The 15,343-nt window shown below is 30.9% G+C and carries 21 protein-coding genes, 1 pseudogene and 1 other annotated feature; of the genes and pseudogenes, 19 read left to right on the forward strand and 3 right to left on the reverse strand.

Going from position 1 to position 15,343, the window contains the following annotated elements:
* Window positions 1–8: 8 nt before the first annotated feature.
* The 19 genes from rpmD (at window position 9) to HV819_RS07410 (ending at window position 11,914) form a co-directional block, all read left to right on the forward strand.
* Window positions 9–191: a 50S ribosomal protein L30 gene (gene rpmD, locus HV819_RS07320; RefSeq protein ID WP_154540683.1), complete on the forward strand. Its 183-nt coding sequence runs from the start codon at window positions 9–11 to the stop codon at window positions 189–191.
* Window positions 192–201: 10 nt separating this feature from the next.
* On the forward strand, window positions 202–645 hold the full coding sequence (gene rplO, locus HV819_RS07325; protein WP_154540685.1) for a 50S ribosomal protein L15: 444 nt from the start codon (window positions 202–204) through the stop codon (window positions 643–645).
* A complete protein-coding gene (gene secY, locus HV819_RS07330; protein ID WP_154540687.1) occupies window positions 645–1,919 on the forward strand; it encodes a preprotein translocase subunit SecY in 1,275 nt (424 codons plus the stop codon). The genes rplO and secY overlap by 1 nt, the downstream gene beginning before the upstream one ends.
* A 4-nt stretch (window positions 1,920–1,923) precedes the next feature.
* Window positions 1,924–2,568: an adenylate kinase gene (locus HV819_RS07335; RefSeq protein ID WP_154540689.1), complete on the forward strand. Its 645-nt coding sequence runs from the start codon at window positions 1,924–1,926 to the stop codon at window positions 2,566–2,568.
* A 164-nt stretch (window positions 2,569–2,732) separates the two neighbouring features.
* The gene (infA, locus tag HV819_RS07340; RefSeq protein ID WP_154540691.1) at window positions 2,733–2,951 is read left to right on the forward strand and encodes a translation initiation factor IF-1; all 219 of its coding nucleotides are present in this window, start codon (window positions 2,733–2,735) and stop codon (window positions 2,949–2,951) included.
* Between the two features lie 145 nt (window positions 2,952–3,096).
* Window positions 3,097–3,210, forward strand: coding sequence for a 50S ribosomal protein L36 (gene rpmJ, locus HV819_RS07345; protein ID WP_004818043.1), 114 nt, complete (start codon window positions 3,097–3,099; stop codon window positions 3,208–3,210).
* An 11-nt stretch (window positions 3,211–3,221) separates the two neighbouring features.
* The gene (gene rpsM / locus HV819_RS07350; protein ID WP_154540693.1) at window positions 3,222–3,563 is read left to right on the forward strand and encodes a 30S ribosomal protein S13; all 342 of its coding nucleotides are present in this window, start codon (window positions 3,222–3,224) and stop codon (window positions 3,561–3,563) included.
* 8 nt (window positions 3,564–3,571) lie between these two features.
* Window positions 3,572–3,976 carry a 30S ribosomal protein S11 gene (rpsK, locus tag HV819_RS07355; protein ID WP_154540695.1) on the forward strand — a complete coding sequence of 135 codons (405 nt, stop codon included), beginning with the start codon at window positions 3,572–3,574 and terminating at the stop codon, window positions 3,974–3,976.
* A gap of 12 nt (window positions 3,977–3,988) precedes the next feature.
* The gene (gene rpsD / locus HV819_RS07360) at window positions 3,989–4,582 is read left to right on the forward strand and encodes a 30S ribosomal protein S4 (protein WP_154540697.1); all 594 of its coding nucleotides are present in this window, start codon (window positions 3,989–3,991) and stop codon (window positions 4,580–4,582) included.
* 33 nt (window positions 4,583–4,615) lie between these two features.
* A complete protein-coding gene (locus HV819_RS07365) occupies window positions 4,616–5,575 on the forward strand; it encodes a DNA-directed RNA polymerase subunit alpha (RefSeq protein WP_154540699.1) in 960 nt (319 codons plus the stop codon).
* 9 nt (window positions 5,576–5,584) lie between these two features.
* Window positions 5,585–5,926, forward strand: a complete 342-nt coding sequence (gene rplQ, locus HV819_RS07370; protein WP_154540701.1) for a 50S ribosomal protein L17 — start codon at window positions 5,585–5,587, stop codon at window positions 5,924–5,926.
* A gap of 267 nt (window positions 5,927–6,193) precedes the next feature.
* Window positions 6,194–7,282, forward strand: a complete 1,089-nt coding sequence (locus HV819_RS07375) for a SpoIIE family protein phosphatase (protein ID WP_154540703.1) — start codon at window positions 6,194–6,196, stop codon at window positions 7,280–7,282.
* A complete protein-coding gene (gene deoC / locus HV819_RS07380) occupies window positions 7,283–7,930 on the forward strand; it encodes a deoxyribose-phosphate aldolase (RefSeq protein WP_176269867.1) in 648 nt (215 codons plus the stop codon).
* Window positions 7,923–9,377 carry an alpha-amylase gene (locus HV819_RS07385; protein WP_176269868.1) on the forward strand — a complete coding sequence of 485 codons (1,455 nt, stop codon included), beginning with the start codon at window positions 7,923–7,925 and terminating at the stop codon, window positions 9,375–9,377. Before deoC ends, HV819_RS07385 begins: the two co-directional genes overlap by 8 nt.
* Window positions 9,377–9,964 carry a ribonuclease H1 domain-containing protein gene (locus HV819_RS07390; RefSeq protein ID WP_176269869.1) on the forward strand — a complete coding sequence of 196 codons (588 nt, stop codon included), beginning with the start codon at window positions 9,377–9,379 and terminating at the stop codon, window positions 9,962–9,964. Before HV819_RS07385 ends, HV819_RS07390 begins: the two co-directional genes overlap by 1 nt.
* Window positions 9,961–10,533, forward strand: coding sequence for a sugar O-acetyltransferase (locus tag HV819_RS07395; RefSeq protein WP_154540711.1), 573 nt, complete (start codon window positions 9,961–9,963; stop codon window positions 10,531–10,533). The genes HV819_RS07390 and HV819_RS07395 overlap by 4 nt, the downstream gene beginning before the upstream one ends.
* Before the next feature lie 119 nt (window positions 10,534–10,652).
* Window positions 10,653–10,862, forward strand: coding sequence for a helix-turn-helix transcriptional regulator (locus tag HV819_RS07400; protein WP_176269870.1), 210 nt, complete (start codon window positions 10,653–10,655; stop codon window positions 10,860–10,862).
* Window positions 10,852–11,244, forward strand: a complete 393-nt coding sequence (locus HV819_RS07405; RefSeq protein WP_154540715.1) for a DUF2178 domain-containing protein — start codon at window positions 10,852–10,854, stop codon at window positions 11,242–11,244. Before HV819_RS07400 ends, HV819_RS07405 begins: the two co-directional genes overlap by 11 nt.
* 46 nt (window positions 11,245–11,290) lie before the next feature.
* Entirely contained in the window at window positions 11,291–11,914 is a 624-nt protein-coding gene (locus HV819_RS07410; RefSeq protein WP_176269871.1) for a class I SAM-dependent methyltransferase, read from the forward strand.
* 281 nt (window positions 11,915–12,195) lie between these two features.
* On the opposite strand, the pseudogene HV819_RS07415 reads toward HV819_RS07410, so the two are convergent.
* From HV819_RS07415 to HV819_RS07425, 3 genes and pseudogenes are all read right to left on the reverse strand, one after another.
* Window positions 12,196–12,375 (reverse strand): annotated as a pseudogene (locus HV819_RS07415) (transposase); the annotation flags it as partial.
* A 160-nt stretch (window positions 12,376–12,535) separates the two neighbouring features.
* Window positions 12,536–14,071 carry a Na+/H+ antiporter NhaC family protein gene (locus HV819_RS07420; protein ID WP_229771220.1) on the reverse strand — a complete coding sequence of 512 codons (1,536 nt, stop codon included), beginning with the start codon at window positions 14,069–14,071 and terminating at the stop codon, window positions 12,536–12,538.
* 30 nt (window positions 14,072–14,101) lie between these two features.
* Window positions 14,102–14,309 (reverse strand) — a binding site (T-box leader).
* A 219-nt stretch (window positions 14,310–14,528) separates the two neighbouring features.
* The gene (locus HV819_RS07425; protein WP_176269872.1) at window positions 14,529–15,257 is read right to left on the reverse strand and encodes a MurR/RpiR family transcriptional regulator; all 729 of its coding nucleotides are present in this window, start codon (window positions 15,255–15,257) and stop codon (window positions 14,529–14,531) included.
* Window positions 15,258–15,343 lie beyond the last annotated feature (86 nt).

Consider the following 15,343-nt stretch of genomic DNA (forward strand, 5'->3'; position numbering starts at 1 on the left):
AGTATTCTATGGCAAAAGTTGAAATCAAATTAAAAAAATCCTTCATAGGTAGAAAAGATGATCAAATCGCTACAGCTAAAGCCTTAGGTCTTAGAAAGATTGGACAATCTGTAGTAAGAGAAGATAATCCTGCCTTAAGAGGAATGATAAATAAAATTCCATTTATGTTGGAAGTAAAAGAATTAAGCTAGGAGGTGTAGAATGAAACTTCACGATTTAAAACCTAACCAAAAGCTAAAAACAAAAAATAGAAAAGGTAGAGGTCCAGGAAGTGGAAATGGTACAAGAGCAGGTCGTGGTCAAGACGGACAAAACTCAAGAAGTGGTGGAGGAGTTAGACCAGGATTTGAAGGTGGACAAATGCCACTATTTAGACGTCTTCCAAAAAGAGGATTTAAAAACTTCAACAGAAAACAATATGAAGTAATAAATGTTGAAGAATTAGAAATCTTTGAAGACGGAACAGAAGTTACACCTGAACTTTTATTTGAAAACAAAATCTTAAATAAAAACAAAGCTAAAGCTGGAATCAAAATTTTAGGCGATGGTGAATTAACAAAGAAATTAACAGTTAAAGCTCACAAATTTACAAAGCAAGCAGAAGAAAAAATCACAGCCCAAGGGGGAAAGGCTGAGGTGATCTAATGTTAGATACGCTAAAGAGAGCTTGGAGTGAAGAAGAAATTAGAAAAAAATTCTACTTCACTCTAGTGATGTTAGTTATCTATAGGCTAGGTAACAACATCCCGATTCCATTTATAGACGCCCAAAAGTTGGCTGATGCCTATAAAGGAATGGAAGGAACACTCGTTGATTATTTAAATATGTTAACAGGTGGTGGACTTTCAACCCTATCAATATTTGCACTTGGTGTACAACCCTACATTACAGCATCAATCGTAATGCAATTATTAACAGTAGTAATACCAAGGTTTGAAGAGCTAACTAAAGAAGGCGAAGCAGGTAGAAAGGCTATACAAAGATATACAAGATATATGACAATATTTCTTGCAATATTCCAAGCTATAGCCATAACAAACGGATTATATGGAGCTGCACTATCATCTGCAACAACATTCCAAAAATTTGTTATGAATGTAGTGCTTATCGGTGGAACAATGCTTGTTACATGGATGGGTGAGACCATAACAGAAAAAGGTATAGGTAATGGTGTATCAATTATAATCTTTATGGGTATAATCGCTAACGTACCAAAAACATTAAGTACATGGAAGACAGGACTTCACTACAATACAACTTCCATCTTATCAATAATAATAATGGCAATTGTAGTAATCTTTATAGTATTATTCACCGTTAAGATTACAGAAGGTGAGAGGAAAATTCCAATACAATATGCAAAAAGAGTAGTTGGAAGAAAGATGTATGGTGGACAATCAACCCATATACCAGTTAAGGTAAACATGAGTGGAGTAATGCCAATCATATTTGCTTCAGCAGTTCTTGCAATACCATCAACAATTTCATTATTTATGGGAAATGCAGGCGGAGGAGCTTTAAATAAATTCTTTAGCCAATCAACATTTGGATTCGTATTATATCTTATAATACAAGCAGTACTTATATTAGTATTTGCTTACTTTTATAACATGATACAATTTAATACAGTTGAGTATGCTAAGCAACTACAACAAAATGGTGGATTTATACCAGGAATAAGACCTGGAAAACCAACAAGTGACTATTTAGCCAAAGTTGCAAATAAAATCACATTTATTGGTGCTATTTCATTAGCCTTACTAACAATAGTACCAGCAATATCATCAAGATTTTTAGGACTAAACTTATCATTTGGTGGAAGTTCAGTAATAATAGTTGTTGGTGTAATACTTGAAACAGTAAAACAAATAGAAGCTATGCTTACTATGAAAAACTACAAAGGATTTTTAAATAGGTAATATAATGAATATCATATTGTTAGGACCACCGGGAGCAGGTAAGGGAACACAAGCAGAAAAGTTAATAAAAGAATTGGATGCAGTTCAAATATCTACCGGGGATATATTTAGAACAAATATAAAAAACAACACTCCTTTAGGCCAAAAAGCTGTTGGCTTCATGAACAAAGGACAACTAGTTCCAGACGAATTAACAATAGATTTGGTTTGGGATGCCCTTGATAAGGTAGAAGATGGCAAAACAATTCTACTTGATGGTTTCCCTAGAAATATTACTCAAGCCGAAGCACTTGATGAAGGAATGCAAAAAAGAGATAATAAGATTGATAAGGTAATAAATATAGAAGTACCAGAAGATGTAATTATTGAAAGAATATCTGGAAGAAGAGTAAATATATCAACTGGAAAAGTTTATCATATAAAATACAATCCTCCAAAAGTTGAAGGAATTGATGATGAAACAGGAGAAAAACTTATCCAAAGAGAAGACGATAGACCAGAAGCAGTTAAAGAAAGACTTGATGTTTACAAGAAACACACATCAGTTTTGATTGATTACTATAATGATAAAGGTATATTAGTTACTATTGACGGTACAAAAACTCCTGATGAAGTTTTTGAGCAAATTAAAAAAAGTTTAGGAAAATAATTTTCGAGATATGACAAATATACTGAATTTTTCAATAAATTACAAAATCGAAAACGAGATGAAGATAGAGTCTTTACCTAAAGATATCTAGATCATGTCTTGTTGTTAAAAGCGAATCAATCAGACATTAATAGATAAACACTAAAGAAAGGAAGATTTTATCGATGTCAAAAAAAGATGCTATAGAAGTAACAGGAGTAGTTAAAGAAGCTCTACCAAATGCAATATTTAAAGTAGAACTTGAAAATGGTCACCAAATACAAGCACATATTTCAGGTAAACTTAGAATGAACTACATTAGGATATTACCAGGAGATACAGTAACAGTAGAACTATCCCCATATGATCTTACTCAAGGTAGAATTACTTGGAGAAAGAAGTAGTCACGGCAGTGTTAAAGATTTTTGAAAAAAATCTTTAATTTTCGAGACGAACGAAGTGAGTCCGAAAAACTAAGCGAGCAAATAAGCTGTTTAGTCAAAGTTAGATTATTTTATTCAAGTTAGTATAAAGAAAGAGAGAACGATAATGAAAGTTAGAGCATCAGTAAAAAAAATGTGTGATAAATGCAAAATTATCAAAAGAAATGGTAAAGTAATGGTAATTTGCGAAAATCCAAAACATAAACAAAGACAAGGTTAAGGAGGTTTTAGATGCCAAGAATAGCTGGTATAGACTTACCTAGAGAAAAAAGAGCAGAAATTGGATTAACCTATATTTATGGTATAGGAAAATCTTCAGCACAAGAAATATTAGAAAAAACAGGAATCGACCCTGATACAAAAATGAAAGATCTTACAGAAGGCGAATTAGGTAAAATTCGTGAGGCACTTGATGATTACACAATCGAAGGTGACCTTAGACGTGAAGTATCAATGAATATCAGAAACCTTAGAGAAATCAACTGTTATAGGGGAATGAGACACAAAAAAGGTCTACCTGTAAGAGGTCAAAATACAAAAAACAACGCTAGAACTAGAAAAGGAAGACATTAGGAGGAGATATGGCAGCAAAGACTAGAAAATCTTCTGCTAAAAGAGGTAGAAGAAGAGTTAAAAAGAATGTCGAAAGAGGACAAGCTCATATCAATTCAACATTCAATAACACAATGGTAACTTTGACAGATGCTCAAGGTAACGCACTTTCATGGGCTAGTGCTGGACAATTAGGATTTAGAGGATCAAGAAAATCTACTCCTTTCGCAGCACAAGAGGCAGCACAAGAGGCAGCTAAAAAAGCTATGGAATACGGTCTTAAGACAGTAGAAGTTTTTGTTAAAGGACCAGGCTCTGGAAGAGAATCTGCAATCAGAAGCTTGCAAGCAGCAGGACTTGAAGTAACAATGATAAAAGATGTAACACCAATTCCACACAATGGTTGTAGACCACCTAAGAGAAGAAGAGTTTAGTAAGGAGAGATTATGGCAGTAAGCAGAGATCCAATATTTAAAAGATGTAGAAGCTTAGGAATAAGCCCAGCATACTTAGGTTATTCAGGAGAATCTAAAAGAACAAACTCTAATCAAAGAAGAAAACTTAGTGAATATGGTATGCAACAAAGGGAAAAACAAAAAGCTAAATTCATTTATGGAGTAAGTGAAAAACAATTTAGAGGCTATTATGAAAAAGCTCTTAAATTAGAAGGACAAGCAGGTGAAAACCTAATTATTCTTTGTGAAAGAAGACTTGATAATATAGCATTTAGATCAGGACTTGCTCGTACAAGAAGAGAAGCAAGACAAATAGTAACTCATGGACACCTTTTAGTAAATGGTAAGAATGTAGATATTCCTTCAATACTTGTAAATGAAGGTGATGTAATTGAAGTTAAAGAAAAATCAAGATCATCACAACTATTCAAGGCTGTAAAGGAAGCTAACGCTTCATTTGGAGTGGTATCTTGGTTAGATAGCGACCTTGAAAATCTTAAGGTTAAGGTAGAACACTTCCCTGCAAGAGAAGACATTGATATACCTGTAGAAGAGCGTATGATTGTTGAGTTCTATTCTAAATAGAATTAGATAAATTGTTAGAACTAAGGAGATACAATGATAGAGAAATTAGATACAAAGATTGAAATTTTAGATATAGATGAAGAAACCAACTACGGTAAGTTTGTTCTATATCCACTCGAAAGAGGCTATGGTACAACCATAGGAAACAGTATGAGAAGGATGCTTTTATCATCCTTACCTGGTTCTAGCGTCTCAAAGATTCTTATAGACGGGGTACTACATGAATTCTCAACAATTCCAGGAGTTGTTGAAGATGTGCCTGAATTAATATTAAATATCAAAGGTATCGATATAAAAAAATATACAAAAGAAGATATAACACTTTTTTTAGATATTGAAGGTCCAAAGATTGTTACAGCAAAAGATATAAAAACTGACAATCAAGTTGAAATCGCTAATCCAGACCACTATCTTGCTACAGTAAATGAAAAGGGAAGATTATTCATAGCTCTTGATGTTACTGATGGTAAGGGTTATAGGGTAGCAGAAGAAAACAAAAAAGATACAGACCCAATAGGGGCCATAGCCATAGATTCATCATTTACACCAGTAAAGAGTGTAAATTTCACAGTAGAAAATACAAGAGTAGGTGAATCAACAGACTATGATAAATTAATACTTGAAGTTTGGACCGATGGAACAATCACTCCTCAAGAATCACTTAGTGTTGGAGCAACAATTCTTATGGATGATATTAGATTTTTCAAAGAATTACCAGGTCAACAATTCCCACCTGAAGAAGAAGAGGTTGAAGTTGAAGATGAAATAATCGAAGAAGACAATCAATCTGAACAAAAGGCTAAAACAATTGAGGAATTAGACCTATCACTAAGATCATTTAACTGCCTAAAGAGAGCAGGCTTTACAAATGTGGGTGATATTATAGAAAAAAGTGAATCTGAACTTAAAGAAATCAAAAACTTTGGTAAAAAATCATTTGATGAAGTAAAAGATAAGATTGAAAGTTTAGGTCTTAGCTTAAAAGAAGATTAGGAGGAAATGATGGCTAATAAAAGAAAGCTTGGTAGAAGGACAGATCATAGAACTGCCTTACTTAGAAATCAAGTAACTTCTTTGTTAGATAATGGTAGAATAATCACTACACTAACAAGAGCAAAAGAAACACAAAAAATGGCTGATCGTATGATTACATTAGGTAAGAAGAATACACTTCACACAAGAAGACAAGCAGCAAGTTATATATATAAACCATCTACAGTTCAAAAATTATTCAATGAAATAGCACCTGGATATGAGGACAGAAATGGTGGATATACTAGAGTACTAAAATTAGGACCAAGAAGAGGCGATGGTTCTGAAAGAGCTATTATAGAACTAGTATAATAAACTTACTCTATAGCATCTTATGAAAATAAGGTGCTTTTTTTAATTGAAAAATTTAAAATATATAAACAAGTGGTATAATACTATCTATTATTTATGAATATATATTTACTTATAGTTTTATATATACTAAATATTGCTAATTAAAGATTTATAGGCAGAATTTTAAATTAATTTTGTGTAGAAATATAATAAAATCACTTATAAATTGAAAATATATCCTATAAATGATAACATAAAAGTAGAATATGTTATAAAGAGGTAGAAATGGGTAAGGAAAAAATCGAAAATTTTAGTAGAATTAACTTTTATGCCTTAAACTCAATGGATGATTGGGTGAGAATTCTTGATAAATACGGAAGACTTATTTTTGTAAATGAAAAGATGAGAAGAGATATTCACCTTGATAGGTCACTCATTGAGTTAAATGTAGAAAGTGAAAACTTAGAAGAACAAGCTGATATTTTTAAAAATAATACAATAGAAGAAGAAAAGTTGATAGCAGGAAAGTACTATTCAAAAAAGTCATCACCTTTATATTTTGACAAAGAATTTGTAGGCACTATCGAAGTTTATAGAGATATTACCAGTGAATCTAAAATGAAAGTTGAGCTTTTTAATGCTAACAGAAAGATGCTAGATGATATCAGATTTGTAAGAAAAATTCAATCAAGTATTCTTCCTAAAAACAAGCAATATGGGAAAATAAAACTTGAAGGAAGATACATTCCTTCAAATGATGTTTCAGGGGATTTATTTGATATAATAAAAATTGATGAAAATAGGTTCGCTTTCTATATTGCAGATGTAATGGGACATGGAGTCAAGGCATCAATTATGACCATGTTTGTAAAATTATCTATAATAGGAATACTTGAAAGTCATAAAAACTATTCACCAGGTCAAGTTTTAAAGAAATTGAGGTCTGAATTTGTAAAGCTTGATATGAACTCATCCCAGTATTTTACAGTCTGGGTTGGTATATTCAATACTAAATATAATATCCTTACCTATTCAAATGCAGGACTAAACTGCCCACCTCTCCATTACCAAGAAAATAAGAACTATGTAAACAAACTTCTTGTATCAGGAAGAATGATATCAAATATAATAGAGCAAAATATCTATCAGGAAGTCACAGTTAAACTACATCCAAATGACAAGATTTTATTTTATACAGACGGAGTAACAGAAGCAAAAGATGCAAATAAAGAAGAATTTGGGGTATATAGATTAGAAGAAAGCATAAAAAAGCTAAAGAAATTAGATGAGCTTTTAGACGAGCTAGATAAATACTATTGGGGTGAGCAAGAAGACGACATAAGTCTTTGCTTGTTAGAATATAAGGAGAATTAGATGAAAATCAATGATTATATTGACCATACACTTCTAAAGGCAGATGCAAGAGTAGAGCAAATAGAAAAACTTGTAAAAGAAGCTAAGAAATATAAGTTTAAATCAGTTTGTGTAAACTCATCCTTTGTAAAATATATAAGGAATATGGATAAAGATATAAGAATAACATCTGTAGTAGGTTTTCCACTTGGAGCAATGTCAACTAAAGCCAAAGCCTTTGAGGCAAAGTGTGCCATAGAAGACGGAGCAGATGAGATAGATATGGTTATAAATGTAGGAAGGTTAAAAGATAAGGACTACGATTATATTTTAAATGATATAAAAGAAGTTAGGAAAGCTTCAAAAGATAAGATTTTAAAAGTAATAATTGAAACTTGCCTTTTAAATGATGAAGAAAAAGTAAAGATATGTGAACTTTCTAAAGAAGCAAAAGCTGATTTTGTAAAAACTTCTACTGGATTTTCAACAGCTGGTGCTAAAAAGGAAGATGTTTCCTTAATGAGAAAAACTGTAGGAGATGATTTAGGAGTTAAGGCAAGTGGTGGAATTCACACATATGCTGAAGCAATAGAAATGATTGAGGCTGGTGCAAATAGACTAGGCTCTTCTGCATCTGTTGCTATAGTTAAAGGAGAAGAAAATGCCTGATGTTATGATGCAAGCCTTTGAGTGGGATACACCAGCTGATGGTAACTTTTATAAAAATTTAAAGAAAAATGCAAAAAAGCTTAAAGAATCTGGTATAGATGCTCTTTGGCTTCCACCTATGTGTAAGGGTGGTGGAGACCAAGACGTAGGTTATGGTATATATGATTTATGGGATTTGGGAGAATTTGATCAAAAGGGAAGTATAAGAACAAAGTATGGTACAAAAAAAGAACTTCTAGATGCAATAGATGAACTCCATAAAAATGATATAAGAGTCTATGCAGATGTAGTATTAAACCATAAAGGAAATGCTGACTTTGAAGAAGAATTCATGGCAAGAATGGTAGATCAAAATAATAGAGAAAAAGACGTATCTGGAGATATAAAAATAAAGGCTTGGACAGGTTTTGACTTTCCTGGAAGAGCCGGCAAATACTCAGATTTTGTTTGGCACTATTATCACTTTTCAGGTGTAGACTATGATTCAAATACAGGTACCAAGGCCATATATAGGATATTAGGTGATGGGAAGTATTGGGATGAAGGTGTAAGTCATGAGAAGGGAAATTTTGACTATCTTATGAATGCTGATATAGACCATAACCATCCAGAAGTAAGGGAAGAAATATTCAAGTGGATTGATTGGTTTATGGAAGAAACCAAGGTAGATGGTTTTAGGTATGATGCATTAAAACACATATCAGAAAACTTTATCTATGATCTTTCCAAACATATAATGGATAAAAAAGGAAATGATTTTTATCTTTTTGGAGAATATTGGCAATATGATGAAAAGAAAATAGATGGTTATCTTGATGATACTGATTGGAAGATAGACTTATTTGATGTACCACTTCACTTTCATATGGAAGAGGCAAGCAAATCCAACGGAAACTATGATATGAGAAATATTTTTAATAACACAATAGTTGAAAGGCATCCACTCCAAGCAGTGACTTTTGTTGATAATCATGACTCTCAACCAGGTCAATCTTTAGACTCATGGGTAGAGGATTGGTTTAAGGAAATTGCTTATTCACTTATATTATTTAGAAAAGACGGCTATCCTTGTATCTTTGCAGGCGATTATTATGGTCTAAAAGGTCAGGTTAAAAAAGAGCCACTTAAAGATATGATAGATAATATGTTAAGCGTAAGAATAAAATATTCATTTGGAGAACAAGATGACTATTTTGATAATCCACAAGTAGTTGGATGGGTAAGAAGGACCGATAAGGATACTTCCTCCCTAGCAGTAATTATATCTATAGGGGATATGGCAGAAAAACAAATGTTTGTTGGAGAAGAAGAAGCTGGAAAAAATTATGTAGATTTATCTGGAAAAAACAAAAATAAAGTAATCATAGATGAAAATGGAAATGGAATGTTTAATGTTGGACCGGGTTCAGTAGCATATTGGGTAAGTGAAGAAAGTATAGAAAAATAATGAAATATTATGCAGTTAAAAAGGGAAGAAATCCCGGGATATATACATCCTGGGATTTGTGTTTAAAAGAGGTAAAAGGATATAAGGGAGCTATATACAAATCCTTCAAGAAAAAAGAAGAGGCAGAAGACTTCCTTTTAGACAAAGAAATAGAAGTAAAGGCAGACAAGAATTCAGTAATAGCATATATAGATGGTTCCTATTCCAAAAATGATAAGAAATATGGGACAGGTATAGTCTACATTACTGATGATAAGATAGAAGAGATATATGAAGCCTTTGATGATAAATTTCACATTCATAGAAATGTGGCAGGAGAGGTTAAGGCGAGCGTTGGAGCTATAAATAAGGCAATAGAAGAAGGTAAAAAAACAATCTATATTCACTTTGACTATCAAGGAATAGAATCATGGGCAAAAGGATCTTGGAAGAGAAATAACGAACTAACCCAAAGATACTATAACTTTTTCCAAAACGCTAAAAAGATGATAGATATTCATTTTATAAAAGTAAAGGCTCACTCAAACGACAAATACAACGACTTGGCAGATTTCTTGGCTAAAAAATCACTAGGGATAAAAATATGAGGGAATTTGAAAAAATGCTAAAAGGCGAAATATACGATGCAAACTATGATAAAGAAATCTTAAAACTAAGACTTAAAGCGAAAGACATATGTTTTGAATATAATAATACTATGCCAAGTGATGAGAAGAAAAAACTTGAAATTATTGATAAATTACAAATAAAGCATGGAAAAAACATAGAAATAGTAAGTCCTTTTTATTGTGACTATGGATTTAATATAGAAGTTGGAGAAAATTTTTACGCAAACCACAAGCTTATAATACTAGATGGGGCGAAAGTAAAAATAGGAAAAAACGTCTTTATAGCCCCAAATGTAACCATATCCACAGCAGGACACCCAATCGACTATAAAAGAAGAAATGAGGGCCTAGAATATGCAAAATCAGTCGAAATAGGGGACAATGTATGGATAGGAGCAGGTGTTATAATAAATCCTGGAGTAAAAATAGGAGATAATACTGTAATAGGATCAGGATCAGTCGTAACAAAAGATATAGGAGACAACACAGTTGCCTTTGGTAATCCTTGTAGAGAGATTAGAAAAATAAGTGAAGATAATAGAAAATAAACCCAGTTTCCAGGGTTTATTTTTTTATCAATCAACAAATATGGAAAGTAAACTTGACATAAATTATTAAAATTATTATAATATATGTAAAGCTAACTTTACATAAGTGGGGTGGTTAAATGAAAAATAGACTTGAAGAAATAAGAAAGGAAAAGGGTATAACGCAAGAAGAGCTTGCAAGAGCACTAGAAGTATCAAGACAAACTGTAGGTTCTTTGGAAAATGGAAGATACAATCCATCAATAATACTGGCCTTTAAAATTGCAAGCTATTTTAATCTAAAAATTGAAGAAATTTTTATCTATGAGGAGAAAGATTATGAAAAATAATAAAATTTGGTATTTAGGATGTTTAATAGGAATCTTAAGCCTTTTAGTAGTATTTTTATTAGATTTAAATAAAACATTAGAAATAATATTAACCCAAGTATTTGCTATAAGCTTTACTGTTAGTTATGTAAAAATAATTCATAATAAAATGTTAAAGGAAGATTTAGATTATAGAATAAGTATAAATGATGAAAGAAATGAGAAAATAAGAGATAAGGTAAATGCAACAATGTCAGCAATATTAATGGTGTTAATGGGAATAATCGCAATAATCTCAATGTCAATAAAGGCATACTTACCAGCAATATTTTTAGGAATATCAGTCTTTATATCTCCCTTAATCATGATTTTCATTTCAAGATATTATGAGAGTAGATATTGATATAAATAAATTTGTAAAATCATATATAAGAATCGAGGAGAAATAATTGTTAGATAATAAAGGATTTAACTTGTGGGCTGAAAATTATAATGAAAGTGTTACTTTATCAGATGATAATAAGGAATATCCTTTTGCAGCTTATAAAAAAATTTTAAATGAGATTTATAATAGAGTATTAAAATCAAATGGAAAAAAAGTTTTAGATATTGGCTTTGGTACAGGAAATTTAGCAAGTCATTTATATGAAAAAGGATATAAAATCTATGGGCAAGATTTCTCTGAAAAGATGATTAAGACTGCTCAAGAAAAAATGCCAAATGCAAGGCTATATAAAGGCGATTTTACTAAAGGACTAGTAGAAGATTTGAGAAAACAAAGATATGATGTAATTATTGCAACATATTCACTTCACCATTTGAAAGATTCACAAAAGATTTCGTTTATAAAATCTTTACTTTTACTATTAAATGAAGGTGGAAAAATATTTATTGGAGATGTAGCTTTTGAGAGAAGAAAAGATTTAGAATCTTGTAAATTAAAAGCTGGAAAATACCGGGATGATGAAGAAATATATTTTGTATATGAAGAACTTAAAGAATATTTGCCAAATTTAGTTTTTGAAAAGTATTCTTTTTGTTCAGCTTTACTAAGCATATCAAATAAGAGATGATGTTTTAATTTGAAATTTGGCTGATATAAGTCAACTAAACTAATAAATACCTAGATTTGATTAGAAGAATATGCTAGAATTTGAATGTGTAGGAAAACTTATGAAATTATATAAAAAAATAGTTAGCAAATAATTTAAAAGCACTGGAGAGGTGCTTTTTTTATAAAATTAGAAAACTATAGGGATAAATTTTAATGCAATAAGATAAAGAAATCGCTTTATTTTACATGATTTTAGTCAAGTCCATAATATTTGTGCAAAAATTACTAGTAAAATATTTACTATTTCATTCTAATATACAATTTAGAAGATGTTATCCAATCCTCATTAATATCAATGAGGATTGCTCCTATTAGTCTAATAGCCGATTCTTGATTTGGAAATATTCCAATCACTTTTTCACGTCTTCTAACTTTTTCGTCTAGTCTTTCTAAGCAATTAGTTGATTTAAGTCTACAATGTAATTGGGTCATTTGATACCTCCTAGTTTAGTTTTGGCTTGTTAAAAACATTGTACTAGGTTAGGTTTCAAATGACCTTTTTCTTTTTACACAATTATACGGGCTCTATCCTTTTTTGTTATAGACTAGCTTATAACTTAATAAATAAAATATTTTTTTATTAAAATTTATCAAAGCCATACTTTTTCATAAAGAACTTGTGTAGTAGATAGGCTAGTACAAGAACAAATACTAGTGAGGCAAATATTATAAGATTAGATGCCATATGCCCTGCTATTATAAAAGTTACAAAAGAGATAACTCCTACAGTTAATGAGTAAGGTAGCATACAGGTGAAAAAGTCCATATGGTCTCCACCGGCCCCAGTTGAGGCTAGCATAGTTGTATCTGATATTGGAGATGATGAATCACCAAAAAGTCCACCAGATGATACTGCGGCAACTACAACTGAAAGGGATACATCAAGCTTGTAAGCCATAGGTATAGCAAGTGGCATAAGAATTGCCATAGTTCCCCAAGAAGAACCTGTAGCAAAGGACATTATGCATCCTATAAGGAAAAATATTCCTGGAAGAACTTCTGGACTCAAGAATCCTTCTGTAATTCTTAAGATATACTCAGCAGTTCCCATTTGAGTAGAAACTCCTCCCAAAGACCAAGCAAGAGTAAGTAATACTGCCATAAAAGAAGAATTAGAAACACCCTTCAAAAATATGGACATACACTCATTAAAAGTCATAATCTTATCTTTCATAGAAAGTAAAATCAAAGTCAAAGATGCAAGCAAAAATCCTGCAGCAATAGATGACCTAATCATCTTTCCAGGAACAACATCTCTTGGAAAGCCATTTAAAATAAGGTTAGTAAAAATAGTTATAACCATTACAATCAAAGGAATAATCATAATCCAAACAGAAACATCTACATCCTTATTAAAATGCTCTTTAATGGGTTTTCTCATAGGAGTTCCACCTTCTCTCATAGTCTCACCCTTAACAGCTGCCCTATGTTGAGCCTTAAGCATAGGACCAAAATCAAACTGACTAAAGGCTAAAAAACCAGCTAAAACAAGGGAGATTATAGCATAAAAATTAAAAGGAATAGCTCCTACATAAACAGTCCATGAGCTAATACTGTTTATACTTAAATTTTTAAGTTCAGTATCTATAAGACCCATAGAATAAACACCCCAACCTATAATAGGAATTAAAGCAGCATCACAAATTGAAGTAACATCTAGAATATAGGCAAACTTCTCCTTGGAAGTCTTAAGCTTATCTAAAATCTCTTCAAATATAGGTCCAAGTATAAGAGAATTACCAGTATCAGTAAACCATATAACAATTCCTCCAATCCATGTTAAAAACTCACCCTTGGAACGACTATCTAATTTATGAGTCATATTCTTTGCAAAAGAATTGGCAGCACCAGTACTAGTTAAAAGAGCCACAAAACCCCCAATAATAGACATCATAAAAATAGTCTGGGCGTTAGACTCCTCTGCAATTTTTACATACATAAAATCAGAAATCATAGAAATCAGTCCTGTAAAAGGATTAAAATTATTAATAATCAAAGCACCCACATAAACTGCAATCAAAAGTGAAACTATAATATTTTTAGTACATATAGATAAAATAATTGCAATAAGTGCAGGTAATAGTGACAAAAATCCATAGTAAATATTATCATCCATATTATCCTCCAAATAAAAAATCGCCCCGACAAAAGGGACGAAAAAAACGTGTTGCCACCCTAATTCACAAAATAAATTTGCCTCATTAGAACCCATAACGAGGGTTAGACGGGAAAGCTTATGTATTATACTCCCAACTATTAAAAGCCTCTCTTCAGTCACAAAACCCAGTCTTTCACACCAACCAAGACCTCTCTTAAGATAATTCTATAACTTACTTGCTTTTCAAAGTATTTCTTAGATAATAACAAATTAAAAGATAGTTGTCAAATAATTTTACAAAATATTTTTTCATATTAGTAATATGAATTAATAAAGTGAAATAATCTATTAAAACTGATACAATATAGATAATAATCCAATTTTAAAAAGAATTTTTAGATAGAGAAAGATAAGCAAATGTCAGAAAAAATAAATAATTTAATATCGTTTAGCTTAATTTTGCATGGTTTCATTATTAATTATGTAAAATTTTATTTATCAATCTTTCTAATAGATATTCTAAAGACAAAGTATTCCAGTGTCCACTTTCATCTTCTAGTCCTATAGATGAATATTGAAGACAATAGTCTGAAATATTTTTTAATTCATTTTCTCTATTAATTGAAATGCCAATAATAATTATATTTCTATTTAAGATTAAGTCTTCTATTTCTTTAGCGTACTTAAATGTATCACCGCTATAAGATATTATCATTAGTAAAGACTTTTTTATATTTTTAATATTAGAGAATTCATTAATATCTCTAATAACTTGAAATTTTAAAGAGTAGGATTGAAGATCCACAATAAAATTCTCAGTAATTTTAGTTTGCTTCCATCCAGTTGGATAAATATATAATCTTTCTGCATTTAAAATTAATTCAGCTACTTTCTCAATGTCTTTATTTATAAGCTGTTCTGTTTCTGTAATAGAAGAGTTTACTATTTTATAAAATAAGGAATCATCACATTCCAAATTTAAATATTTTTTAATTTCAAATTTGAAATTATTATAAGAATCAAAGCCTAATTTCCTTATTAGCCTATATAGAGTTGAATTTGACGTAAATGCTAATTCACTCATTTGACTTAATGTAGAATTAGGGATAGCGTTAACATTATTTTCTAAATATTTTAAGATTTCTTTATCAGATGAATTTAATTTATCATTATATTTAATTTTGAAAAAATCAAAAAAGTCCATATATTACCTCAAAATATAATATTATTACTCTTATATTATAGCATATAAAGTTATGTGAAAAATATTTCATATTTTAACAGATAATC

The sequence above is a fragment of the Anaerococcus faecalis genome (genome assembly GCF_013371425.1).
In the GTDB taxonomy this organism is placed as follows: Bacteria; Bacillota; Clostridia; order Tissierellales; family Peptoniphilaceae; genus Anaerococcus; species Anaerococcus porci.

Bases quoted from the DNA above. Each gene is read 5' to 3' on its own strand.
- rpmD (WP_154540683.1), top strand. From the start codon at position 9: ATGGCAAAAGTTGAAATCAAATTAAAAAAATCCTTCATAGGTAGAAAA.
- rplO (WP_154540685.1), top strand. From the start codon at position 202: ATGAAACTTCACGATTTAAAACCTAACCAAAAGCTAAAAACAAAAAAT.
- secY (WP_154540687.1), top strand. From the start codon at position 645: ATGTTAGATACGCTAAAGAGAGCTTGGAGTGAAGAAGAAATTAGAAAA.
- HV819_RS07335 (WP_154540689.1), top strand. From the start codon at position 1,924: ATGAATATCATATTGTTAGGACCACCGGGAGCAGGTAAGGGAACACAA.
- infA (WP_154540691.1), top strand. From the start codon at position 2,733: ATGTCAAAAAAAGATGCTATAGAAGTAACAGGAGTAGTTAAAGAAGCT.
- rpmJ (WP_004818043.1), top strand. From the start codon at position 3,097: ATGAAAGTTAGAGCATCAGTAAAAAAAATGTGTGATAAATGCAAAATT.
- rpsM (WP_154540693.1), top strand. From the start codon at position 3,222: ATGCCAAGAATAGCTGGTATAGACTTACCTAGAGAAAAAAGAGCAGAA.
- rpsK (WP_154540695.1), top strand. From the start codon at position 3,572: ATGGCAGCAAAGACTAGAAAATCTTCTGCTAAAAGAGGTAGAAGAAGA.
- rpsD (WP_154540697.1), top strand. From the start codon at position 3,989: ATGGCAGTAAGCAGAGATCCAATATTTAAAAGATGTAGAAGCTTAGGA.
- HV819_RS07365 (WP_154540699.1), top strand. From the start codon at position 4,616: ATGATAGAGAAATTAGATACAAAGATTGAAATTTTAGATATAGATGAA.
- rplQ (WP_154540701.1), top strand. From the start codon at position 5,585: ATGGCTAATAAAAGAAAGCTTGGTAGAAGGACAGATCATAGAACTGCC.
- HV819_RS07375 (WP_154540703.1), top strand. From the start codon at position 6,194: ATGGGTAAGGAAAAAATCGAAAATTTTAGTAGAATTAACTTTTATGCC.
- deoC (WP_176269867.1), top strand. From the start codon at position 7,283: ATGAAAATCAATGATTATATTGACCATACACTTCTAAAGGCAGATGCA.
- HV819_RS07385 (WP_176269868.1), top strand. From the start codon at position 7,923: ATGCCTGATGTTATGATGCAAGCCTTTGAGTGGGATACACCAGCTGAT.
- HV819_RS07390 (WP_176269869.1), top strand. From the start codon at position 9,377: ATGAAATATTATGCAGTTAAAAAGGGAAGAAATCCCGGGATATATACA.
- HV819_RS07395 (WP_154540711.1), top strand. From the start codon at position 9,961: ATGAGGGAATTTGAAAAAATGCTAAAAGGCGAAATATACGATGCAAAC.
- HV819_RS07400 (WP_176269870.1), top strand. From the start codon at position 10,653: ATGAAAAATAGACTTGAAGAAATAAGAAAGGAAAAGGGTATAACGCAA.
- HV819_RS07405 (WP_154540715.1), top strand. From the start codon at position 10,852: ATGAAAAATAATAAAATTTGGTATTTAGGATGTTTAATAGGAATCTTA.
- HV819_RS07420 (WP_229771220.1), bottom strand. From the start codon at position 14,071: ATGGATGATAATATTTACTATGGATTTTTGTCACTATTACCTGCACTT.
- HV819_RS07425 (WP_176269872.1), bottom strand. From the start codon at position 15,257: ATGGACTTTTTTGATTTTTTCAAAATTAAATATAATGATAAATTAAAT.